General features: G+C 42.9%; 20 protein-coding genes and 7 pseudogenes (1 of these 27 running past the window's edge). 9 read left to right on the top strand and 18 right to left on the bottom strand.

The window, feature by feature from the left end; translation table 11 throughout:
- Nucleotides 1-76: 76 nt before the first annotated feature.
- Nucleotides 77-397: a transposase gene (locus LEP1GSC062_RS10985; protein ID WP_020984243.1), complete on the bottom strand. Its 321-nt coding sequence runs from the start codon at nt 395-397 to the stop codon at nt 77-79.
- Between the two features lie 975 nt (nt 398-1,372).
- Between LEP1GSC062_RS10985 and LEP1GSC062_RS10980 the strand changes: the two genes are divergently transcribed.
- From LEP1GSC062_RS10980 to LEP1GSC062_RS23635, 3 genes are all read left to right on the top strand, one after another.
- Nucleotides 1,373-2,062, top strand: coding sequence for a DUF1003 domain-containing protein (locus tag LEP1GSC062_RS10980; protein ID WP_020984222.1), 690 nt, complete (start codon nt 1,373-1,375; stop codon nt 2,060-2,062).
- A 325-nt stretch (nt 2,063-2,387) separates the two neighbouring features.
- Nucleotides 2,388-3,287 (top strand): NmrA/HSCARG family protein, encoded by a 900-nt coding sequence (locus LEP1GSC062_RS10975; protein WP_010577852.1) that lies wholly within the window; start codon nt 2,388-2,390, stop codon nt 3,285-3,287.
- A 63-nt stretch (nt 3,288-3,350) separates the two neighbouring features.
- The gene (locus LEP1GSC062_RS23635) at nt 3,351-3,689 is read left to right on the top strand and encodes a hypothetical protein (protein WP_162142165.1); all 339 of its coding nucleotides are present in this window, start codon (nt 3,351-3,353) and stop codon (nt 3,687-3,689) included.
- Nucleotides 3,690-3,822: 133 nt separating this feature from the next.
- Here LEP1GSC062_RS23635 and LEP1GSC062_RS10965 read toward each other — a convergent pair.
- Nucleotides 3,823-4,157, bottom strand: a pseudogene (locus LEP1GSC062_RS10965) (IS66 family transposase zinc-finger binding domain-containing protein); the annotation flags it as partial.
- A gap of 98 nt (nt 4,158-4,255) precedes the next feature.
- Here LEP1GSC062_RS10965 and LEP1GSC062_RS21715 point away from each other — a divergent pair.
- Nucleotides 4,256-5,151 (top strand): annotated as a pseudogene (locus tag LEP1GSC062_RS21715) (IS982 family transposase).
- Between the two features lie 11 nt (nt 5,152-5,162).
- Here LEP1GSC062_RS21715 and LEP1GSC062_RS25850 read toward each other — a convergent pair.
- The 9 genes and pseudogenes from LEP1GSC062_RS25850 to LEP1GSC062_RS10915 all read right to left on the bottom strand — a co-directional run.
- Nucleotides 5,163-5,421: pseudogene (locus tag LEP1GSC062_RS25850) on the bottom strand (IS66 family transposase); the annotation flags it as partial.
- A 156-nt stretch (nt 5,422-5,577) separates the two neighbouring features.
- Nucleotides 5,578-5,811 (bottom strand): IS66 family insertion sequence element accessory protein TnpB, encoded by a 234-nt coding sequence (tnpB, locus tag LEP1GSC062_RS21710; RefSeq protein WP_078131934.1) that lies wholly within the window; start codon nt 5,809-5,811, stop codon nt 5,578-5,580.
- Nucleotides 5,802-6,027: pseudogene (locus tag LEP1GSC062_RS25550) on the bottom strand (hypothetical protein). Before LEP1GSC062_RS25550 ends, tnpB begins: the two are co-directional and overlap by 10 nt.
- Nucleotides 6,028-6,281: 254 nt before the next feature.
- Nucleotides 6,282-7,676: a PP2C family protein-serine/threonine phosphatase gene (locus LEP1GSC062_RS10940; protein ID WP_010577846.1), complete on the bottom strand. Its 1,395-nt coding sequence runs from the start codon at nt 7,674-7,676 to the stop codon at nt 6,282-6,284.
- Between the two features lie 4 nt (nt 7,677-7,680).
- Nucleotides 7,681-9,084 carry a class I SAM-dependent methyltransferase gene (locus LEP1GSC062_RS10935; RefSeq protein ID WP_020984260.1) on the bottom strand — a complete coding sequence of 468 codons (1,404 nt, stop codon included), beginning with the start codon at nt 9,082-9,084 and terminating at the stop codon, nt 7,681-7,683.
- Between the two features lie 5 nt (nt 9,085-9,089).
- On the bottom strand, nt 9,090-9,461 hold the full coding sequence (locus LEP1GSC062_RS10930; protein ID WP_010577845.1) for a hypothetical protein: 372 nt from the start codon (nt 9,459-9,461) through the stop codon (nt 9,090-9,092).
- 1 nt (nt 9,462) lies between these two features.
- Nucleotides 9,463-9,987: an ATP-binding protein gene (locus LEP1GSC062_RS10925; RefSeq protein ID WP_010577844.1), complete on the bottom strand. Its 525-nt coding sequence runs from the start codon at nt 9,985-9,987 to the stop codon at nt 9,463-9,465.
- Between the two features lie 66 nt (nt 9,988-10,053).
- Complete coding sequence (locus tag LEP1GSC062_RS10920) at nt 10,054-11,532, bottom strand: adenylate/guanylate cyclase domain-containing protein (RefSeq protein WP_010577843.1); 1,479 nt, start codon at nt 11,530-11,532, stop codon at nt 10,054-10,056.
- Between the two features lie 179 nt (nt 11,533-11,711).
- Nucleotides 11,712-12,032 carry a hypothetical protein gene (locus LEP1GSC062_RS10915; RefSeq protein WP_010577842.1) on the bottom strand — a complete coding sequence of 107 codons (321 nt, stop codon included), beginning with the start codon at nt 12,030-12,032 and terminating at the stop codon, nt 11,712-11,714.
- A gap of 177 nt (nt 12,033-12,209) precedes the next feature.
- On the opposite strand from LEP1GSC062_RS10915, the pseudogene LEP1GSC062_RS25845 reads away from it, so the two are divergent.
- Nucleotides 12,210-12,518, top strand: a pseudogene (locus LEP1GSC062_RS25845) (aminotransferase class V-fold PLP-dependent enzyme); the annotation flags it as partial.
- Nucleotides 12,519-12,554: 36 nt separating this feature from the next.
- On the opposite strand, the pseudogene LEP1GSC062_RS25840 reads toward LEP1GSC062_RS25845, so the two are convergent.
- Nucleotides 12,555-12,808: pseudogene (locus LEP1GSC062_RS25840) on the bottom strand (hypothetical protein); the annotation flags it as partial.
- 156 nt (nt 12,809-12,964) lie between these two features.
- Nucleotides 12,965-15,538, bottom strand: coding sequence for an ATP-dependent chaperone ClpB (gene clpB / locus LEP1GSC062_RS10910; RefSeq protein ID WP_010577841.1), 2,574 nt, complete (start codon nt 15,536-15,538; stop codon nt 12,965-12,967).
- 377 nt (nt 15,539-15,915) lie between these two features.
- Between clpB and LEP1GSC062_RS10905 the strand changes: the two genes are divergently transcribed.
- The 4 genes from LEP1GSC062_RS10905 to LEP1GSC062_RS10895 are packed head-to-tail and all read left to right on the top strand — an operon-like array spanning nt 15,916 to nt 20,501.
- A complete protein-coding gene (locus tag LEP1GSC062_RS10905) occupies nt 15,916-17,508 on the top strand; it encodes a sodium-dependent transporter (protein WP_010577840.1) in 1,593 nt (530 codons plus the stop codon).
- Nucleotides 17,505-17,630 carry a hypothetical protein gene (locus LEP1GSC062_RS25295; protein ID WP_020984217.1) on the top strand — a complete coding sequence of 42 codons (126 nt, stop codon included), beginning with the start codon at nt 17,505-17,507 and terminating at the stop codon, nt 17,628-17,630. Before LEP1GSC062_RS10905 ends, LEP1GSC062_RS25295 begins: the two co-directional genes overlap by 4 nt.
- Nucleotides 17,627-19,603, top strand: coding sequence for an ATP-dependent DNA helicase (locus LEP1GSC062_RS10900; protein ID WP_010577839.1), 1,977 nt, complete (start codon nt 17,627-17,629; stop codon nt 19,601-19,603). Before LEP1GSC062_RS25295 ends, LEP1GSC062_RS10900 begins: the two co-directional genes overlap by 4 nt.
- A 34-nt stretch (nt 19,604-19,637) precedes the next feature.
- Nucleotides 19,638-20,501 (top strand): hypothetical protein, encoded by an 864-nt coding sequence (locus LEP1GSC062_RS10895; RefSeq protein WP_010577838.1) that lies wholly within the window; start codon nt 19,638-19,640, stop codon nt 20,499-20,501.
- Nucleotides 20,502-20,551: 50 nt separating this feature from the next.
- On the opposite strand, the gene LEP1GSC062_RS21695 is transcribed toward LEP1GSC062_RS10895, so the two are convergent.
- The 5 genes and pseudogenes from LEP1GSC062_RS21695 to LEP1GSC062_RS10870 all read right to left on the bottom strand — a co-directional run.
- Nucleotides 20,552-21,112 carry a guanylate kinase gene (locus tag LEP1GSC062_RS21695; RefSeq protein WP_078124288.1) on the bottom strand — a complete coding sequence of 187 codons (561 nt, stop codon included), beginning with the start codon at nt 21,110-21,112 and terminating at the stop codon, nt 20,552-20,554.
- Nucleotides 21,109-21,390 carry a DUF370 domain-containing protein gene (locus tag LEP1GSC062_RS10885; protein ID WP_002556443.1) on the bottom strand — a complete coding sequence of 94 codons (282 nt, stop codon included), beginning with the start codon at nt 21,388-21,390 and terminating at the stop codon, nt 21,109-21,111. Before LEP1GSC062_RS10885 ends, LEP1GSC062_RS21695 begins: the two co-directional genes overlap by 4 nt.
- Nucleotides 21,390-22,448, bottom strand: coding sequence for a hypothetical protein (locus LEP1GSC062_RS10880; RefSeq protein ID WP_010577836.1), 1,059 nt, complete (start codon nt 22,446-22,448; stop codon nt 21,390-21,392). The genes LEP1GSC062_RS10885 and LEP1GSC062_RS10880 overlap by 1 nt, the downstream gene beginning before the upstream one ends.
- A gap of 48 nt (nt 22,449-22,496) precedes the next feature.
- Entirely contained in the window at nt 22,497-22,856 is a 360-nt protein-coding gene (locus LEP1GSC062_RS10875) for a hypothetical protein (RefSeq protein ID WP_020984239.1), read from the bottom strand.
- Nucleotides 22,857-22,863: 7 nt separating this feature from the next.
- Nucleotides 22,864-22,953, bottom strand: a pseudogene (locus tag LEP1GSC062_RS10870) (FapA family protein); it runs 1,897 nt beyond the window's last position.

Below are 22,953 nucleotides of genomic sequence, written 5' to 3'. Positions count from 1 at the left end.
GATTTCCCGATTTGACTTAATTTTTGAGAACCGTTGTACTTTTGCAAAACCGACCGTTTATTTTCGAGTATCATTTTCATGCGTCCGAGTAGTAAGTCTCCAATATCGTCAGGATTTGCGTTCGCTTTGATCTTCGTTCCGTCGATGGAAATCGTTTCAAAGCCGATAAAACCACTTTAAGATAGATCAACTCGGCTCTGAGTTTCGATAACCTACACAGTTCTCTCATCGAGAGATTTCCGATTAATATCGAATAGAAAAGTGCTGAAATTACTTTCTTAGGTGATATTGCAGGTCGACCTGTTTCATCGTTTTGGTAATTCTTTTCAAAATTCTCAAAATCTAAACGATCTATAACTTTCTTAAATCCGTGGATCGGATGTCCCTCTCCGATCAATTCCTGAAAATCTAAAAATGCATCCTAAGTTGATTCGGGTCCGTGTTCTTGAACTTTGCCATTACGCAAATCTAGCAGCTTCACAAATTTTGCATCTCTTTTTCAACAGGCTCCTCCGAGCCAAACACGGGGAAACTCAGGCACAACGCTTCCTAAATTGCGATCCGTAGAGAGCAATTTATTGAATTCCGATTATTGTTTATCGGAATAATAATGTCTCAACTCCCTATGGGTCGCTCGAAGAAAACTCAGCAAACACCTTCCTATGGGTCGGTGTTTAGGGCGCGTTGTGGGGCGTAAGTTTCACAGAGGATTTGTCGTAATTCCGACAGATTTATCTTGAGATCCAAGTACTTGTGGGTAAGGTTATGCTATAAAATAGAGTACCGTTCATTTGAGCGCAAATCCCGCGTTTAGACGCAGAATTTTAGACACTCTATTATGTAGAAATCAGCAATACTCCTTCGTTTGATCGAAAGTCATTTTAAATTCGATCTTTAAGCGGTACAGGAAATTCTTACTTGTGAGTAATTGTAAGTCCATTGGGCGATTACTTTTTAGCAATCGCTGTATTGAATAGTACACCGCCCGCAAAAATCACATTACTGACAAACACAAAAATGATGACATTGGTGTGCAACGGACGAATGCGCCCAAACGTTGTGTATCAAAGTTAAAGATCGAATCAATGAGCTGAATGACTGCAGTAAGACCAACCAACATACCAACAAGTCCGAATACAACGGTGACGATCATGAACGCTTTCATGATTGTGTTATCGTAACTGAATTTTTCTACCTCCACAATACGCAGGGTTAAACTGACTGACTTCTGAGTATAAAAATAGATTGCCGCTGAGACGTAATAGTGATGGTTTTTAGCCGAAATCCCGATTTTTGTCAGAAATTATTAGCCGATTGAAATTGTACGAAAAAATAGTTTTAGTTCCACATTTGATAAAACTACATTACCAGAATGGAAACATTTATAAGCGATCTTTCAAAAAAAGAATTTCCAAAAAGTGAAAAGATATCTGCCCAAACAATTCGGCCTTCAGTTTTAGCAGTGATAAAAAAGGAGTATCCGGAATTTAGCGCTGACAAGAGCTGTTCACTAACAGAGTTAAACATCTATCGGCAACACTACATCAGTGAATACCTGGTCAACGAGGTTGGAGAGCTGTCTGAACTGGAGGACACCGTGCTCGATTCACTTAAAAATAGAAACACGCTTGTCGACAAAATTGAAGATGTTAATACTAGCGCAACCATCGGCCAACGTCTGGCCGATCGTGTAGCCACCTTTGGTGGAAGCTGGACGTTCATACTATCGTTCACCAGTTTTCTTTTAATCTGGATTGCCCTGAACGTTTTCTTCCTCTCGGCCAAACCGTTTGATCCTTATCCATTCATTTTACTGAATCTGCTTCTCTCCACCCTTGCGGCACTGCAAGCTCCCATTATCATGATGAGCCAAAACCGCCAGGAGGAAAAAGACCGTGATCGCGCGAAGAAAGACTATATGATCAACTTAAAATCAGAATTAGAGATCAGAATGCTGCACGAAAAAATCGATCACCTGATCATCCATCAACAACATGAGTTGATCGAAATTCAAAAAGTACAAATCGACATGATGAATGATATTGCAAAAAAAATAAAATAGCCCATACCCTACTACTTGATCCCTATAAAATAGAGTCTCCCTGAATTCTGGTAAATCCTTCCAAGCGGCTCCTTTTCCCAAGATTTACCAGAACAGTATTTGATTAGCCGGTTACCGTTATTCTTTGCTCATATAACGTTTTTTCTGATTGCCAGGCCATCGAGTGAAGCTAGACTTTCGCCCTAAATGATGATAGAACCAGCCACGGAGCTGCGCGTACGGGTGTCGTTACGTCCGCTGACGATGACAAAAACTCCGGGCGGCATCCGCGTACTGCGCAAGTTATCGGAATATGTCGGTCTACAAACTAGTAGGGAGGTCTCGCATGAATGGCAAGCCTGAACGCGATATTTTAGTGGTTGGCGCCACAGGGAATCAGGGTGGCGCCGTGGCTCGTAAGCTACGCGAATGCGGTTATAAGGTGCGCGCTCTTTGCCGCGATCTGGAAAGTCCCGCCGCACGTGCTCTGGCCAGCATAGGAATTAATTTGCATCTCGGTGATCTTGAGGAGCGAGCTTCGATCGACAGCGCAGTCGAAGGAGCCTACGGCGTATTTGGCATTCAGAACTTCTGGCAGGGCTTTCCGGCGACAAAACTCGGTACCGAGGGTGAGATCCGGCAAGGTAAGAATCTCCTCGACGCAGCCCGGAAGGCCGGCGTCCAGCACTTCATCCAATCAACCGGTGGTGGGGTCACGGTGGCTCCGGAACTCGCGGTCAATCAGGGCAAGTTCGCGGTCGAGCAATACGCTCGTAAGATCGGCATCCCTCTTACTGTCATGCGGCCGGTATTCTTCATGGAGAACTTCGACAATCCAGCGTGGGGCATGCCCCAGTCGTTGCAGAGCGGCCGACTCGATCTGCCGTTCCACCCGGACACTCGGCTAATGATGTGCGCGGTCGCGGATCTGGCTGCGTTCGTGGCCATAGCCTTCGATCAGCCGGATAAATTCATCGGATGCAGCTTCGATGTGGCCAGTGACGAGATGACCATGCGCGATATCGCGAGCACGTTCGCACGTGTGATGGGTCGTCCGGTGACTTTCACCGGAGACCCGGCGGGCCTCGACGCGCTGGCCGAAATGGACGCGGATCTCGCAGGTATCTTCCGATTCGAGATCTTCGAGCGAGGGTTTCGTGCCTTCCTACCCGGTCTGCGCGCCTTACATCCCGGCCTGTCGCGACTCGAGGAATACCTCCGCCAGAAAGGTTGGGCCAATCGCTGAAAACGATCTCATGACTACCGGCGGCTGAAATTTCGCCGCGCACGAAAGAGAGCTCGTTCGGAATTGCAAAAGCGCCTCTGCTATACCCAAATCGGTTATAAATGGAGCGAATCGGAAATTTGCAAATTAAGTATGCGTAAGCTACCGGAGAATGCGGTCATCCCGATGGCGTCCGAACGTTTGCGCGAAAAGTTGGCGCACGCAAGAGAGGCGGGAGCGCTCGTACTCAGTTTGTTGAACACTCCCAACGCGATCAATTCTCGAACCTTTGATCGAAACGGAGAAAAACGACGACGTTTGAAATATCGCATTGAATGTTCTTCGAAAAACGCCTGTGGAACTTTCTCTCAAAGACGAGAAGCGAAGAATCTCCATCGCAAAAACATTAGAAAAACTGAATAAACCTTTGGCGAAGTGGCTGGATGAATCCGAATTGCCCGCCGTTTTGTGGAACGACAAAAAGGCTCTGACCGCGTAAGAAATGCGTTATCTGTTTTACAGACAAAAGACCGTTTCCGCAGTCGAAGATGGTGAACGGAGAGATTCGAACAACTGAAAGAGTTTCATCGGAAGTCCCTTCACAATGTTTGCAAGCATACTTAGGACGAACATGAACTTCAACCTGGATCTTCGCAGGAATGATGTCTAACTTCTCCGACTTTTCTTCTCCGATTCGAGTCAGCCCATGACCACAAGAACAAGTTTTCTCAGACTCGGGAATGTCGTGTAACATTGTAATTCTGGGAAAATACTCAGGAAACGGTTTTCTTCCCGTCTTTTTTCTCGTATGGCTTTTGACAGGCGTAAAAAAACTTGTTCCTTCGGGTTTCGGAGAATCTTCTTGCAAGGAACTTCTATTTCGTTAAATAACGTGAGTTCGGCCTAAGGAGGAAAACAGAGAAAGATCTTGTACAGAAAAGCGCCAGATCACATATTGAACCAAATTTCCAGCAAGAAAAGGATTAAATATGGATCTGACAGAGATATTTTGTGCGATAGACGATTATTGTACACAACAAAAAATAAACTGGAACGAGAAAATACTTTTGTCCGGTGGTTCGAAAAAGAAACCGAAAATTTCAGTTAAGCCTGAGTGAAGTAGCAACGATTGTTGTCTGTTTTCATCTTTCTCATTATAGAGAATTTAAAAATTATTATCTGATAGAAATAAAAAAGAATTTAAAATCGGAATTTCCAAAAGCTGTAAGTTACAATCGTTTTGTTGAACTGATGCCTAACGCGTTATCTGTCATAGCTTCCTTTCTATCAAATTCTTGTCTGGGAAAATGTTCCGGAATATCGTTCATTGATTCTACGATTCTTTGGAGTATGCGACAACAGAAGAATCCATTCTCATAAAGTATTTAAAGATACTGCACAACGAGGGAAATCAAGCACAGGCTGGTTTTATGGCTTTAAATTGCATTTAATCGTAAATGATCAAGGTGAAATATTATCATTTATGATTACTCCTGGAAACGTCGACGACAGGAATTCGAAAGTGATTTTTCCACTTGTTAAGAATATTCACGATAAACTTTTCGGAGATAGAGGTTATATCAGTCAATCTTTGTTTGAAAGTCTTTATGAAAAAGGAATTCAACTCATTACAAAGCTTAAAAAGAATATGAAAAATAAATGAATGCCCTTAGTTGATAAAATTCTTTTAAGAAAAAGAGCTATCATTGAATCCGTAAATGATGAACTTAAAAATATTTGTCAGATTCAACATACTAGACATCGAAGCTTTTTCAATTGGGTTGTTAATCTATTAAGCGGGTTAGTTGCATTTTCTTTTTTTCCAAAAAAAACTTCTTTGAATTTGAGATCCAAAGACAATTTACAACTTTTACTCTCTCCTTAGGCCGAACTCACGTTAAATAGAATCCCTTGGTCTTTCTCGATTTGGCTCCATTTCTCCGTTTTTCTTCCGAATAGCTGGATCTTTAACCTCTCGATTTGGTCGAGGTGGTCGGCCTCTTTTAAACGTCGGAGTCGTAATTCTTCCCGATACTCGACTTCCTTCTGTTTTTGATGCTTTAATTCTTTTTGATAGTATATTATTATTATATAATATAAATATATTATTGAGTTCATCTACGTCATCCGGTAGCGAGTTCATATCCAAAGACATGGCGTCTTACTTTTCGTCTGATTCCGAAATTAGTCAATCCTTTCAGCTTACTTTCTGATATTTTAGTTTCTTGTGTTCCTTGAAAAAATCAATCCCGTTCAATAACCAATGAAATCTTTCTACCGGGATTTTCAGAACTTCTTCTTCCGTGTTCGACTATGGGAATTTACTTTCTTCCAATCTCTTCTGCCAAAGACAAAATCCGCTTTTGTCCCAGTAGAGCATTTTCAGTTTGTCTTTCTTACGATTACAGAATAAAAAGAGACTCTCTGAATAGGGATCTTTTTTCATTTTACCTTCTACGATGATCGCAAGTGTATGGATCGACTTTCTTAAATCTGTGACTCCAGGTCGCAAATACACTTTTCTATTTCCCGGACTTAGCTCCATACGCCGAGACTAAACCGAAGATTCATTGGAAGATGTGCCTTGCCCGAAGAATCTTTTTTTAGAGTCAAAAATTCAGACCCGGAAGGAGAGCTAACGTTTACAACAGAATTAGGAACTTCCATTTAGCCGTCTTTCTTTGCAATACTGAGACTGAGAAAGTCCGCTTTTGGAAAAGTCATCAAACTCTTTTGGCCAGTCGATAGTCGGTTTTTTCATCAAAAGGAGTTTAACAGATTTTTACGGTTGTGGAAGGTGGGGTTCATTGGGTGGTTACGTTTGTTTTTGAATAATCTTATCTTTTTTAATACGATAATATTACGTTTAATCAAATCGAAACTTTAGTCCGTGTGTTAAGATCGGAAACGATGATGTCACACGCATCTATAAACAACCTATAATCCGGAATCTTCCAGTTTTTAGATTGAAGACTGTGAGACTTGTTTCGTAACGGCAACGTCAGTAAATCCGTTTTATCCTTTGTTCTTAAGCAATAAAATAGTCATATCGTCGCTCTGAACCTTTTCAAAATCGGTTACCTTTGAAAAAATTTCAGTTCCGAGTTGTCTAAGGGGGAGTTTCGCGTTTGACTCAAGCAATTTGATCAGTCTTTCTTCTCCGAACAGCTCATCGGATTGATTGCGGGCTTCCGTGATTCCGTCCGTATACAAAAGTACAATATCTCCAACGGACATAGGAACCCTATGGTCTTCCAAAACGTCTCCTAAGTTGTCGACGATCCCAAGCCAAGAACCGGTCGTGGGAATCATTTCCACTTTCTTTTCTTGGGCGCGATAGATCATCAGATCCATGTGTTTTCCGGACACGACTAAATAATTGTCTTCCAGTCGAAAGAGCATCATCGTCATATAACGATCCGTCCCCAAACGCGCGATATTCTCCTTAATGACTCGATTGGCCTCATTCAATACTTCGGAAGGATTGAGCATTTTCTTTTGTTGAACGATTGCTTGGATCGCGGTTTGAGCCATCATCATAATCAATCCGGATTCCACTCCGTGACCGGAAACGTCTCCGATTCCCACCCACTTTTCTCCGTTAGGCGCATCGATGATGTCGTAATAATCTCCTCCCACCGAATCTGTGGGAACCATAAGAGCCGCCACCTCGTAACGTCCTATGCTTGTCTTACGTGGAAGAAGAGCCGTTTGTATCATTTTGGCTAACTGCATCTCACCCCAGAGAGCGTCTCTGGCTCGAAGCACTTCCGCGCGAGAGTTATCCAAATTTTGATTGGTCCCCACGAGTTCGGCTCTCAAAAGATATTCGGATCGAACGAGTTTGAATCTCACCCAAGAGATCGCGGCGGTGATGATGATGGTGGATCCGAGAAAGAAAAGATTGTTTACGATGATTCTCGGATCGAAGGGTTGATCCTCTACGATATTAAAACCGAGATAAATGGACAACACAAGAAATCCGTTGACCACGGAATGGATCGGACGCCAGGAAAGAAGAATGTTCACCGCCATAAGCACGAGCATCAGACCGGCATAGTAACTCGAATTAAACCCTCCCAAATCCACGGTCATTAAAACGATCATCAGACTGATCATGGAGGAAATGATATATCCGTGCATAGGATAGGAACGATTGGGATGTGTAAAACGAATCAAAAGATATTCGATGATGACGAGAACCGTCGTCGCACCTCTATAAATCGCGAATCGAAGATGCAAATGCGGAGGTTGTGTATAATAATCCAAAAGTAGAAAGAATGGAATGAGAATCATACAAAGTAGCGTAAGTACCTGCATCCATTCGCGGACGATTCCCTGAAGGTATATTTCAAAATCATCATTTACCTTCGGATCCATAATTACTTTGTCTTTGAGTGTGAACTGCATACTTTTAAACCGTTTTACCGTTAGGCGCCCGCAATTCCAGAAACATCTGGCATCCGGTTTTTTCGAAAAAGATGCGACTATGTCCCGGAAGAGTGGAAGCCAATTCTAACATTTCTTCTTCCGTTCTATGATACAGAACCCAGTCCAACCAATACTCCATAAACGCTTTATCAGGATTACTGACATGAAAGTTTCCTACAATTAACTTACCGCCTGGCCTGAGCATCTCGAAAAGTCTCGCGAGTACCGCCCTTGCAACTGGAGGAGTTAGATAATCGAAAAGTCCCATCGAATAGATAAAGTCAAATCTTCCCCAAGCTCCGGGAAGATCTCGGATACGAAGCATAGAACGTACGGAATCGTTGATGTATCTAACGTGAATCGAAATTCCTTTTTCAAGTTCGAGCTGATTCACCGTATTCATCGCAACTCGAAGCGCTTCCATATCCTGATCAAGTAAGGTAAAGTGAATTTTTTTCAACTCGACCATATCGCTGAAAGCCTCTCCGATTTCATCCGCAGGACCGCAAGCGACGGACATAGCTCGAAAATCGGCATTGCCGTGATTTTCTACGGCCTCCCGAATTTGATTCGCGATCATCCTGCGCCGATTACGTACCGCATTTGCGGCCGGAATTTGTAGAGGATAACTGTGCAACAACCTTGCGAAAAGAGATTTACCCATGATTTCATTTTCATAAATCATCTTCATCATTTCGTAGTCTCCCGCATATCCGCGAGGTTTTAAATTCGTCCGCAACATAAAAGCGGAATGAAGAATAAAATCCCAGACTTGTTTTCTGAAAAAAAATCCGTGCGCTTCGTTTTCGTCCTTTGAGAAATTTTTTGTTTGTTCTTGGAGTTCCAATACTTTGGATTCGAAAAACTCCATAAACGCCTGGCCTTCCCGCTCCAGAATCATCTGATGCAAATGTTCCTGAACCGGTCCCGGTTCTTTTAAAAATTTCCGATCCAAATCGTCGAAGAATTGTTTATATACGTTCAATTCGAACGTGAGGTTGGCGCTGTATTCTTTAAAACGTTGATTCACTTTTTCTTTTTGATTGAGTATCAATTGCAAATTAAAAAGTCCGGTGTCATATACGGTGAATCTCTTTTTGCCGATCAGATCGGCCACGTCTACGGTATCGTCGAGAAGCAATACCAAATACTGAGGAAGAGCGGTGGAAGTAGCCGCATGTTTAACGGGAAGCATTCTACATCTACCGAGTTCGATTCTTTTTCCATCCAACTCGATGGTAAACCCGTCGGCGTTAAATGGAACGATGTATGGCGGCGCCTTTGGAAGCCGAATTTGAAAAGAATAGCGCGAATGTCCGCAAACTTCTACATTCGTAATGTTCCCATTCGTTTGGAGCAAACCGACGATGGTATGTTCGACGATCATATAAACTATTGTCCTATGACCTGAATTCTTCCGTCTTTCGTCTCGAAGATACGTAGAGCGGAAAAACTTAAGTCCTGCCATTTCTTTGTCTTGTTGTAGATGAGTTTTACCTTGCCGTTTCCTTTTTTAATCATTTCCAAAGTTTTAATCACGGGAGTGATCGTAGAAGAATTCATATATTCAAGTTCTCTAAAGTCCCAGATTACCGCTTTGTGTTGATTACTACCTCGTTTCATTACGTCTGACAACGTTGGTATGATGAACTGACTCGGGTTTCTCTGCACACTTTTTCCGAGCCAACGAATTAGAATCTCGTCGCCATCCACAACTTCTAGTTGAAGTTGGTCTTCCGAAAAAATCTGATTGTTCAAGCTCATGTTAAACCACCTGCTCTCTATCTATTTTCGGTTGTAGGGCCGATACATAGAGAATATCATCTTCGTTTACATAAAAATCAAGAATTGCTTCACCTTCATAAGCGATACGAATGAGCCCTAGCCCGCTTTCATTGTCTTCCAAGGGTTGTCCTGCAACAAGTTTCAGTCTTTCTAAATAAGCTTGAAACGGAGATTGAAAACTTCGAATCCATTGAATGATAGAATCGAGGCGGCGTAGATTTTCTACGATTCCCGCGGAAGGAAGAGGACTCCAGGCTTGCACAAGCATTCCATCCTTACCGGATTCTAATTTAAAAGTAAACTCTTGGCTTTCACTTGTGAAGTGGCCGTATTTGATCGCGTTTTCAAGAATCTCGGATGCGATCATACAAAGCGCGTCCCTGGTTTCGTCCGATGAACCCAGCTCTTCCAAAAAATTACGACACTCTTCTCTTGCCCGTTCTATCTCCGCCCAAATAGGACGAAGTCTCATTTCAAGCAATTTGCCTTCGTTGCTATTTTGCATCCGCACCCTCCGCCCTGTTAGGCCGACAACATCTCTCACCAGCGTTGGACGAAGCGTGGCGATCTTTCATAACATACCAACCGGGAAGAATATTTCTTGCGGTTCCTTTTTACCTCGTAGTAAAAATGTACCGACTGCTTCGACGTTGATTTCATGACGAATAAAATCGGAAGTAAAAGAATCCAAAAGTATATCATGACCCGTCGTTTTCGTAAGAGCTTCCAGTCTGCTCGCAGTATTGACCGCATCGCCTAACACGGTGTATTCCATGTGTCGAGGAGAACCTATGTTTCCTGCGAATACGTTCCCCGTCGAAATCCCGATTCCCATCGCCACGGGTCTGACAATTTTTGGATTTCGATTATCATTGAACGCGCGTAGATACTCTCGAATTTGCAGAGCCAATCGAACGCAATTGATTGTATCCTCTTCTTCCGGGAAAGGACAGCCAAAAGTAATCAAAAGTCCGTCTCCGAGTAATTTATTTACCGAGCCTCCGTTCGCGTAAGTAATATCCATAAGCCCCGTAAACAACTCGCTCAAAAAAGCCGCGAACTCGTCCGGATTCAACATTTCGGCAATCCCCGTGGAATTTCGAACGTCGCAGAATAACATCGTAGCTTGAACATTCTTCCCTTCAAGTTCCGTTTGCCGTTTTTCATCGACGAGGTAGTCCACCAAGTTTTCAGGAAAATATTTCTCCAACAGACGTTTTGCCTGTTCCACGTCCTCCATTCGTTTGCTGAGTTCTTGCGATTTAGCATACAGTTCGCTTATATCCCGTAAGGTGAAAACACAACCGTGAGAAGTTCCGTTCGTATCATGAATCGGAGCTACCGTACAGATAACGGGAGTACTTCGTCCATTGGAGCCGGAAAGAATCACGTGTTCAAAAACGGCGGGCGACTGATTGATCGTAGCATAAGAAACTAAATTTTGAATGATTGCACCTTTCGTGTCTCTCAAATGCATTACATCATCCACTATCCTACCTCGAACCGCTTTTTCGTTCATTCCCAAAAGGGCTTCCGCAACTGGGTTTAAAAACTTAACTCTGGAAATCGAATCGGTAGCGATCACTCCGTCTCCTATCGAACTCAAAGTGGTAGTCAACCAGCTTGCATCCTCACGAAAACGTTTCTCCATCTTATGCCGATAGAGGCACATCTCAACCGTGATCTCAAGTTCTCGAACATTCACCGGTTTGAGAATATACCCAAACGGTTCCGTTACACGCGCTCTTTTTAGAGTGGCCTCGTCGCTGTCTGTGGTCACATAGATCACCGGAACATCCAGTATCTCTTTTAACTTGACGACAGTTTCAACTCCGTCTATAAATCCGGTGCCGAGAACAATGTCGATCAACACAAGATCCGGGCGAATTTCCCGTGCCATCTGAATCGCCTTTTCTCCGTTAGTCGCAAGACCAATCGAAGTGTAACCGAATTTCTGTAAAATCTCTTGAATATCACGCGCTACGATCCTTTCGTCCTCGACGACAAGAATCCGTGAAGCCTGTGACGCTCTATTCGCAAATTCTAACATCTTAGCACCGATACAAAGTAAGAATCGATTTAAAATAAAGATTCTTACTCAGGCTTTGACGATAGATAAAATGAAATTGTCGCTTGAACGTTTTCGATCCTGTTCTGTTACGCATAATCAAAACCTAAGTGTTCGTTCGTTAAAAACTGAAGATGTTTATTTATGTTTTTAAAATCATCTCAGTCGCCTGGAACCCCGTATTGGCAGTTTTGATACGAAAGGCTCGGATGGCCTCTTTTATATAGGAATTGACGGTGACCCGCTCCGACTAAATTTACAGCGCGTCCCAAAACTCTATTATACTTTATCAGAAAGATCAAGCTGCAAGAACCTGTTCCCATCGAACGCCCCTTAGGAAGTGAAATTCTTGAGTTTCTTTTGAGACGGGTTCTTATAATTAGAACGAGTTCGGGCTTAGATATCGCTCTACAGAAGAGCCTATCTAAAAACTTCTGATTGAGATCGGCTACTTCCGAACTAATTTTGTGAGAAGTGAACATAGTACTCCTTTCACCGTAATTTTCACGCGTCGAACCGTTTTGAAACGGATTTCGATCTGGGTACTTCCTAAGGCCCCATTGATTGTTGCGGTAAATTGTCAGTACGGACTAACAGATTTTTTGACTTTAGTCAACTAGTTATTTCCGACATTCAAAAAACGGAAAGCAGTTCAAAGAATCGATCGAATCTCTGCGTTTTACGAGCGCGAAAATTCGAATATTCATAGAGGCGCGCACATATTAGCTGCCGCTTATGAAGCGGTAAGAGAAAAAACCGCGCGATTTTTAAACGCTTCTTCCACAAAAGAAATCGTATTCGTCCGCCTCTTGTCTCTAAAACCTGGGGGACATAGGCAAGGAGACGAGATCATAATCACTTGGCTTGAACACCACGCTAATATCGTATTTTGGCAAATGTTCTGTGCGGAAAAAGGGGCGAGATTAAAAGTCGTTCCGGGACGAACTCGGTCAAATGATCTCAAGCGAATACGAAAGACTTCTCAGTCCAAAAACCAACTCGTATTAATTACACAAGTGTCCACACTTGTTAGGTACCTGTTGTACCGACGACCGAACGACCGAATCAATTTGGACCAAAGGTTTTTGAGGACGGGGATCGGCCCCACCTTTTTTCTCATCAACTTCCCCAGCAAGCTCTCACAGATCACATCCAAGCCAAACACATGAGCATTCTTCAGAAAGGAGAACTCATTCAAGTAACGAGTAGAATTCTCAGGACGAATGTAACAGTAAAAGGATGAATAAGAATACAAGATCTACCGGACTCGGAACCTACTTGTTTATCGTATAAAAAAAATTTAGGTATGAATCAATCCTTGTTTGAGAAATAACACACTCTACAAGAAGTAATCGCATCCAAGTATTTCACATACCCAAAACGAGAGTTCCACAATAAAACAATCGGCTCCAGTTTAAACTACGTTCACTTTTCCCTGTTTATAATCCACAGTCACTTTTTGTCCGTCCGAAAATTTACCATTTAAAATGTAACGACTGAGAGCGTTGCCAACCTCTCTTTGGATCAAACGTTTCAGAGGCCTAGCTCCGTATTCGGCATCGAAACCGGCTCTAGAAACATAGTCCTTCAATTCGTCCGTAAACTGAACATCCAAACCGTTCTCCTTCGCCTTTTGTTTCAACGCTTCCAACTGAATGTCCGCAATCTTGTGAATCACGGAATTTGAAATTGAATGAAATAGAATCACTTCGTCAATTCGGTTTAAAAATTCTGGTTTGAATTGTTTTTTCAGACGTTCTTCAACTAATCTTTCTTTTTCTTCGGTGCTATATTCGAAAGAACCCAAAATGTCCGATCCGATATTGGAAGTGAGAATGATCACTGTATTCTTGAAATCAACGTTACGCCCCTTTCCATCGGTCAATCTCCCTTCATCTAAAATTTGAAGAAAGATGTTGAATACATCCGGGTTCGCTTTTTCAACTTCGTCGAATAGAATCAGAGAATATGGTCTTCTTCTCACCGCTTCGGTGAGTTGTCCTCCTTCGTCGTATCCCACGTAACCGGGCGGCGCTCCAATAAGTCGTGCGACAGAATGCGCTTCCATATACTCGCTCATATCGATTCGATGCATCGCATTTACATCGTCGAACAAGAATTCGGCGAGAGCCTTTGCGGTTTCCGTCTTTCCAACTCCCGTAGGTCCCAGGAATAAGAAAGTTCCAATCGGTCGATTCGGATCCGCAATCCCAGCCCTTGATCTTTGTACCGCTTCGGATACGAGTTTGAGAGCGTGATCCTGGCCGATAACCCTTGTCTTCAAAGCGTCTTCCATCAAAAGAAGTTTTGCCCTTTCTCCTTGAAGCATCTTGGATACGGGAATCCCGGTCCAACGAGAGACAATGTTCGCAATGTCTTCTTCGGAGACTTCTTCTTTCAAAAGCCGAGAGGCTCCTTCTTGTTTTTTTAATTCTTCGTTTGCGGCTTCGAATTCTTTTTGCAGATCAACTAATTTTCCATAACGGATTTCGGCGACTCGATTGATTTCCCCTTTTCTTTCCGCGTCCGCTTCTAAGTTTTTATACTTTTCGATCTCTTCCTTAATTTGTTTCAATCGCAAGATTTTGGATTTTTCCAAATCCCATCTCGCCTTCAAGGTTTGAAAATTCTGCTCTTGTTCCGCAAGATCCTTTTCGAGTGATTTCAATCTTTCTTTCGAAGCGGGATCCTGCTCTTTTTTCAACGCCTCTCTTTCGATTTTTAAGGATTGAATCCGTTTACTCGCGCGATCCAATTCTTCTGGCATGGAGTCGATCTCGATTCTCATCTTAGAAGACGCTTCGTCGATCAAATCCACCGCTTTATCGGGGAGGAAACGATCCGCGATATATCGATTGGAAAGGGTAGCCGCCGCAATCAACGCGGAATCAAGGATTCGAATTCCATGATGGAGTTCGTAACGTCCTTTGAGTCCTCTTAAGATCGTAACCGTTTCCTCGACGGAAGGTTCTTTTACGTAAACGGGTTGAAACCTTCTTTCCAAAGCGGCATCCTTTTCGATGTATTTCTGATATTCTTTCAGAGTGGTCGCACCAATACATCGGAGTTCTCCTCTGGCAAGCATTGGCTTCAGCATATTAGAAGCGTCTAATGCACCTTCCGTTGCCCCGGCGCCTACAAGAGTATGAATCTCGTCTATGAATAAAATGACCTCTCCGTCCGAGGCCTTAACTTCGTCGAGAAGGGCTTTCAATCTGTCTTCAAACTCCCCTCTGTACTTGGCTCCCGCAATCATTGAACCAAGATCCAGGGTATAAAGGGTTTTATTCCTGATTCCTTCCGGAACCTCTCCTTGAACGATCTTGTTCGCAAGTCCTTCTACGATCGCGGTCTTACCTACTCCGGGTTCTCCGATAAGAACCGGGTTATTTTTCGTCCTTCTGGAGAGGACTTGAATCGTCCTTCTTATCTCTTCGTCCCTTCCGATAACCGGATCGAGTTTTCCCTGTTTGGCGAGTTCGTTTAGATTTTTTGCATACTTCGCAAGAGCGTCTGTTTTTCCTTCCGGTGAATCGTCCATGATCGTCTTTCCCTTTCTATTTTCCAAAGTAATATTAAGTAATTTAGAATATTCTAATCCTAATTTTAAAAATTCCTCCTTCAATGGTCCGGTTCCGTTTTTCATAAGCCCGAGAAGAACATGATCTGTGGATAAATATTCGTCTTTCAGTTCCCTACGAATTTCGTCCGCGGCTTTCAAAAGAGAAACCGCGGAACGTGAAAATCCTACGTCAGAAGTTCCTCCGACTTTCGGAAGCCGCCTCAGTGCATCTTCGGTTTTTCCGAGAAAGGATTTCGGATTTAGATTGAGTTTTGAAATCAAAAGTGGAACAAGTCCGTCGGTCTGGACCAAAACTTCTCTGAGAATGTGTTCTTCGCTGATTTCCGGATTTCCCGACTTTTCGGCGGAAATTTGTGCGTTATGCAACGCTTCATTTAATTTTGCAGTGAGTTTATCTAGTTTCATTTCCTAATTCTCCAAAGGAAGATTTACTTTCTCATTTAGAATTTAGACTCTCTGATTCTAAAAAAATCTCAATTTTCTGCCATATTGACATCCCCATTTTAATAGGCAACCTATATTCATTTCTAGAATGTGGGAACAACCGCAGGAATAAATTCGAGATTAGGTATCATTTTCACATCGCTATGTCAAACTCCGAATCTTGAACCGACATTCCATAAGTAGGAAATTGTAAATCGGAAGGAAGGCCCAATCGAGTCATCCTAAGCTCTAAGATCGAATCAATAGTATCTCACCCATTTTATGTCCCGTTTTTTGTAAAACCATCTACTTTTCCTTTGACAGTGAGGGGTTTAACGTGCGTTTTACAAAAAAACATCATGAGTAAAGAACCCCCAAAAGAAAGCTGGAAATCCAGAACTGGACTCATCCTCACCGTGGCAAGTGGAGCGATCGGCCTCGGAAATTTCATCCGATTTCCCGGACAAGCGGTGGCAAACGGCGGAGGAGCCTTCATGGTTCCCTACATCATCAGCTTCATTCTTGTCGGAATTCCAGTCTGCGTCACGGAATGGATTATGGGAAGAATGGGAGGTCGCACCGGTCATAGCGCCCCTTTTTTGTTCAAAAGTTTCTTATCCGGCTTTCCCCTCCGAATCGTGGGAGCCATCGGAATTACGATCCCCATTCTCATATACATATATTACATTTTCATTGAAGCCTGGTGTCTTGCTTATTCTTTTGAATTTTTAACCGGACAGATTCAGTTCAACACGAACGGGCACGCCCCTCAATCCCAAATCATTCAAGCCGCGGGAAATTACTATTTGGATCTGACCGGAGCCAGACAAAATGGGGACGCAATTTCCGGTAAAATCTTTTACGCCACGATCACTTGTTTTATTCTCAACTTCGCTCTAGTCTATCGCGGAATTTCCAAAGGAATCGAAACTTTCGCCAAGATCGCAGTTCCTTTAATGTTGATCTCTTCCGCGATCATTCTCGTTCGAGTACTTACGTTAGACAACATAGAGATTGGTCTCGGAAAAATGTGGAATCCGGATTGGCCCTCTCTTTTAAAATCCGAGGTCTGGATCGCCGCGGCGGGTCAGATTTTTTTCACTTTGTCTGCTGGTTTCGGAATCGCACTTGTCTTCTCAAGTTATCTCAAACGAGAAAACGACGTAGTTCTTTCCTCTCTTTCCGCCGCCTCCTTAAACGAATTCGTAGAAGTTGCAATCGGCGGTATGATTACGATCCCGGTCGCCTTTCTTTTCTTAGGCTCTTCGATCAACGACTTCGGCACGTTCGGTATGGGATTTATCGCGCTTCCGTCCGTTTTTTCTTTGATGCCCGGCGGAGAATGGTTCGGCGCAATTTGGTTCTTCGTTCTCTTTCTCGCGGCAATCACATCTTCGGTTACGATGTTACAACCTGGAATCATATTTTTGGAAGAATCCTTCGGACTTAGAAGACGGACTTCCTGTCTGATTTTGTTCCTGTTTACCGCGAGTCTTTGTTTTCCGATTCTATACTTCAATCAAAACTTTCAGGCTCTCGAACTCGCCGACTTTTGGGTCGGGACCATTCTGATCTTCATACTTGCAAGTATTCAAATTTTCTTATTTGGTTGGAAAATCGGAGCCAAAAAAGGTATCGAAGACGGAAACGAAGGTTCTCATTTTGAACTTCCTAAATTCTTTTGGTTCGTGATTCAATACATAACTCCAGCGTTTTTACTCGTCGTATTTATCGCCTTTCTCATCCAAAATCTTCCCGGCCATTTTGAAAGAATGAGCGTGGATACTATGATCTCACAGGCAATCGCTCAGGGAACTTCCGTAGAAACGGCCCGTATGAAAGCGCTCATCTCAAGATCCGTTTTTTTCGGAATTCTGATCGTCTTCAGTTTGATTGTGCTTCTCGTACACTACGCCCTGAAATATAAAGAAAATAGAGTAAATTCAAAATGATATTCTTAGCGCAAGAAGGCCTGACTTGGCAGGGTGTTTCGATCATGACTCTTTCCCTGTTTTTGGTGAGTAGCCTTGCCGTATTCTGCATTTTTAAACTTTTTAAAACCAGAAACCATTGAATCGTTCTTTAGAATACTTTGATAAACTTTCCACAATCTGGGACGATTTCGAACCCAGAAAAGGCCAGATTCAACTTTCCCAAAAGATAGAAGATTCTCTCTTTAACGGAACTCATTTGATCGCAGAGGCAGGAACGGGAGTCGGTAAGTCTCTCGCGTATTTGATCCCCGCGGCGCTTGCTTCGATCGAAAAAGAAGAACCAGTCGTCATTTCCACCGAAACTAAATCCCTTCAACAGCAGCTCCTTTTAAAAGATATTCCGATGGTTTCCAAAATTTTAGGAACGGATCTAAAAGCGGAAGTCGCAATGGGCGCATCCAACTATGTGTGCAAAAGAAAGACAAATCACGTGTTGCGAGACGGAACCTTCGGCCCGGAGATGATTCCTCATCTGAATTCTTTCAACCAATGGATTAAAACCACCGAGTCCGGAAGAAAACAAGAGTTTACAGGAACGGCTTCCCACGATTTTTGGAGCAGAGTCACAAGAGAGGCGGATAATTGCCTCGGAAGAAATTGTCCCAACTTTTCTCATTCTTATTATTTTTTAGAAAGGGAGAAATGGAAACGCTGTAACATTCTAATCGTAAACCATCACCTTTTGGCGGCGCATATCGCGAGTGATTTCAATATTCTTCCCGAATTCAATCGAGTGATTTTGGACGAAGCGCATAACTTTCCAGATATCATCGGTTCTTCTTTTCGCCAGGAAATTCGTTCTCAGGAAATCCAAAAACTTCTGCAACAGATTTGGCTTCCGAATAAAAACACGGGAGTTGCGGTTTCGATTTCCTCGAACCTTCTCAAGGATTTAGTCACAAAGGCGGGCGAAACTCTAACCGTTTTTTTCAACGCGCTTTCTGGAGAAGTCCCTCTGAATTTTTATAGCCCTCAAAGAATCAAAAAACCTTTGAAGTTGGATCGAGGCGCATTTGCCGCGGTACTTGCCGAGATCGCCGAAATCCTCCAGAAACATCTTTCCAAATTGTCCAAGGATAGCGAAGACATCTCGGAAAAAGAATCCGCCCTCGCCTTAGAGATGTTAGTCGGAAGGATCAACGAAATTGCAACCGGTCTCGAAACTTTTCGTCAAGTGGACGATCCGAATCTTGTGTATTGGATCGAGCCTCCCGATCAGAGTTCAAAAGAAATCTATTATAAAATTTGTATGGAACCTTTGAGTCCGGACGAGATCATCCGCGACTTATTCGCCTCTCGAATGGAGTCGATCGTGTTTACATCGGCAACCCTTTCCACATCCGGAAACGATTTTAAATACTTTCAAAAAAAGATCGGAAACTTACAGGCTTCCAATCTTACAGTTCCTTCTCCTTTTCCGTATCAAAAGAACGCTCTTTTGTATGTTCCGAAAGAAATTCGGGATCCGGTAGGAGATCCGGACGGTTATCATGCCGATCTTGCAAAACAAATCCTTTGGCTCATCGAACTGACTCATGGAAACACATTCGTTCTGTTTACTTCTTTTAAGTCCTTGAAGCTGGTTTACGAAGCGATTTCTCCCCATACCGATCTTCCGCTATTTTCCCAATCCGATCTGGGGCCGGACGGAGCCAAACAAATGTATCTCGAAACCCCCAACAGCGTACTTTTCGGAGTTTCTACGTTTTGGCAGGGAATCGATATCCGTGGAGACAAACTCAAATCGGTCATCATCGCCAAACTTCCGTTTCAGGTTCCGAACAATCCGGTCTTGGAAACCAAAAGCGAACAGTTAAAAGAATCCGGCGGAAATCCTTTTGCGGAGTTACAACTTCCATACGCTTGCACGGTTCTCAAACAAGGATTCGGGCGTTTGATCCGTTCCGGTACGGACACGGGGATTGTTTCTATTTTGGATCCGAGAATGTTCACAAAATCTTATGGAAAGGATCTTTTGAAGTCCCTTCCTCCCGCCAAATTGGTTCAGAATCGGGAAGATTTAAAGAGAGAATTCTCTAATCTGCCGAAATAAGTAGAAGACGTACTTCTACTTTTTGAGAACCCAGATGAATTCCACAGTTCGATTTTTTCTACTTCTTCTTTTTTGGATTCCGATTCAAACACCATTTTCCTTTGAGAGTAGAGATTATACGGATACAGTGATTGACTGGAAAAAGGGGGAGATTCAAAAAATTCTTTCCTTCAAACTTCCGAAACTGACCTATTCCGTAGAAGATCCGGATTGGAGTGCAGAAAACACCGCAAAAAACCTGACCGAAGCAAGAAAAAAAGCTTCTTTAAACGCGGAGGAAGAGCTTAAAAAATTTCTTTTTCGAAAAATAGATACTCTGAAATTAGATTCGGAATTTACTCTTCGAGAAAAGATCAAAGAAGATTCCTTATTTCGAGAAATCTTCAACCAAATCTTCGAGATCGAACCGATGTTTACAACGGTCAACTTTGTGGAAAATCGGACGATCGCAAAAGGCCTCATTCAATTCAAAGGAAAACGAGGTATTCTGAATTACGTTTTTCTTCCTTACAATACGGAAAGTTTTCCGGAATATCCGGCTCCTACGTTGGCCGCGGAATTCACTTCTCTCATCGTGGACGCCAGACACCTGGAGTTGGATACCGCTTTATTTCCGGAAATTCTTTCGGAAGAAGGAAACAGCCTTTATTCTCCCTATTTCGTTTCCAAGGAAAACGCGGTTCAAAACGGTTATGTAAGTTATATGAAAACTCCGGAGGAAGCGTTCCGTTCCCGAATTGCCGGTATCAAACCCTACTACGTAACTGCGTTAAGTGTCACAGGTCATTATCCCGTGAACCCGGTGATCGCGGCAGAAGACGCAAGGAAACTGCTCGCCTCCCCTAAAACTAGATCGGCTCTGAAGAATTGTAAGGTCATTATTCTGAAAGATAAATGATTTTGTAGGAATTACGACGAGTTAGCCTCCTGTCAAACGCAGTCGCTTATTTAGAACTTCGAAAGAATGATTTTCTCCAAATCTACAAGAGCCTGATCCAGATCGTCGTTTACGATCTTATAATCGAATTCGTTTTGACGTTCCAACTCGGACTTACCGTTTCGGATTCTTTTCAAAATACTTTCTTCCGAATCAGTTCCCCTAGTTCGAAGACGCCTTTCCCATTCCTTTTCGTTCGGAGGAAGAATAAAAATCGTCACGATCCTTCCCGGAAGCTTTTCTTTGATGATTTTGGCTCCCTGAACGTCTATATCCATAATCACGGAAGAACCTTTTTGAAAGGCCTCTTCGATAAATTTCAAAGGAGTGCCATAGTATTGATCGTGAACGAGAGCCCATTCTAAAAACATGGAATCCTCAATTCCCTTCTTAAACTCTTCCTTTGTTAGAAAGAAATACGTAACTCCCTCCTTGTCTCCCGGGCGAGGAGCTCGGGTAGTACACGAAATCGAGAAAAGAATATCGGGATGTTTTTCTCTGAGCTTTTGAATGAGTGTGGATTTCCCCCCTCCCGCAACGGAAGAAAGAACAAAAAGTTTGGAAGAATTCAGTCTAGATCTTCCTCTTCGGAAGCGATCGAGTTATCGCTGGATTCGATTCTTTTGGCAAGAGATTCCACTCTTAGGTTGGAAAGAATGAGATGATTGCTGTCGGTCACAATGATCGAACGAGTTTTTTTGCCTTGAGTCGCATCGATCAAACTGCTGTTGCTCTTAGCCTCGTTCCGAATCCTTTTGGCGGACGCCGAATCCGAATGAATGATACTAACGATCTTAGAAACCAGAACGATATTCCCGAATCCTACGTTGAGTACGCTAAACTGGGACATCAGAACCTCCTATTTCTGTCCAACCTAAATCTTTCAATGATATCCACCTCGCCGAGCGCCAGATCTAAAACTTCCGAAATTTCTTCATGAGTATATTTTCTTTTTAAAAGGAAAACAACTTTCTCTATTTTTGTGGAATCTTCTCCGATCTCAAGCAGCGCCGCTTCCGCTGAAATTCGAGTGGAATCGGGTTTGAGAGGTTTGTAACCGGTTATATTTTCCTGGAGAATTCTACCGAAATCCGCGGGTTTGAGATTATCCTTAAAAACCGGAGTGTTACTTAACGTGGAATCCTGAACAGGAGAAAAAGGATCTTCATCCAGGGAAATATCCAAAGTGGAATTTCGAGTTCCCGGAAAAAAATCGTTCGCGGAAGAATCCTCTTTGGGGATCGTTCTGATTTCCTGAATTCCGAAAAATTTACGAACTCCCCTGCCGATCGTCTCCAAAACGAAATTGGAAGTAGAACCTTCGGAAATGGTTTCGGACTTAATTTGCGGCCTAGAATTTTTTTGCGCATTAGGTTTTTGGATATAAGAATTTTGTGCCGTGTTCTTTTGGACAACGGAAGCAAAATCGATCCGTACAGTCGGCGCCTCGCCCTCTTCTCTTACAAGATCCAAATTTTCCTTATAGATATGACCGATTCCTTGTTGAATGGAACCGGGAACCTTAGTAACGTTTGGGCTTTTTAAAGACTTCTTGTCTTCTTTTATTAAATCGGAAGCTAACGAATAAAAATCCTGACCGGAGGAGGGGTTTGGAGATTCCGTTTGAATCTGAATCTTATCCAAAATATCCGGAGTGGTAGCCTGTTCGATCCTTTTGACAAGCTCCTCCACCTTGGAAGTCATCTCTTTAAAAGTGAGAATCCTAGAACCAATTAAATCCACTTGTCTGAGTGACTCCGTTTCCAATTCGTCCACGAAATCTCGAATTTCTTCGTTGATCCGTTGAAGCATATGAGTACGAATTTTCTCGGTCACTTTCGAAGTGATCGTATAATATAAAACTACGGAAATGAACGCGTTGATCGCTAAAACAGCAAATAATTCCATGCCTTTTTCTCCCGGTACCGTCTCCAACAACATTCCTTCGGAAAAAGTTTAGGCGAAAAATTCGATTTTACCTCGATTGGTCGGTGCGTTAGACTCCTTTTGGCCGTCGGCGGAATAAGTCACCGAATCGCTCCCATCTCCTGAGGTCGGCTTGTATGTTTTTAACCGGTCCTTAATTTGGTCTATTTTTTGATTTCTGGCAAAGGCCATTCTTTCCCTGGATTCGGGAGAAAGAGAAAAAACGTCGGAATACAACTCGACCGCATACTTTCGGGTATCATTGTATTCCTTAACCATCCGAGCGGTTTCGGAAATCATATGAGGCATGGTGAAAGGATTTTCCACCTGTTGTCTCCGGATCATATCCGGAGCCTGACCATAGCCTAAAAAAGTATCGCTCAGTCTCATCTAAGGTTTAATTACTACGATTTCGTTTTTTTCTCCAGTCTTTTTTATCCGGCTCCGGATCCTCGTAAGGGACCTGTCGGATCATTCCATTCTCTTC

Source organism: Leptospira alexanderi serovar Manhao 3 str. L 60 (genome assembly GCF_000243815.2).
Classification (GTDB): domain Bacteria; phylum Spirochaetota; class Leptospiria; order Leptospirales; family Leptospiraceae; genus Leptospira; species Leptospira alexanderi.
The sequence above is the reverse complement of the archived record's forward strand: the minus strand, read 5'-3'. Positions and strand labels throughout refer to the sequence as shown.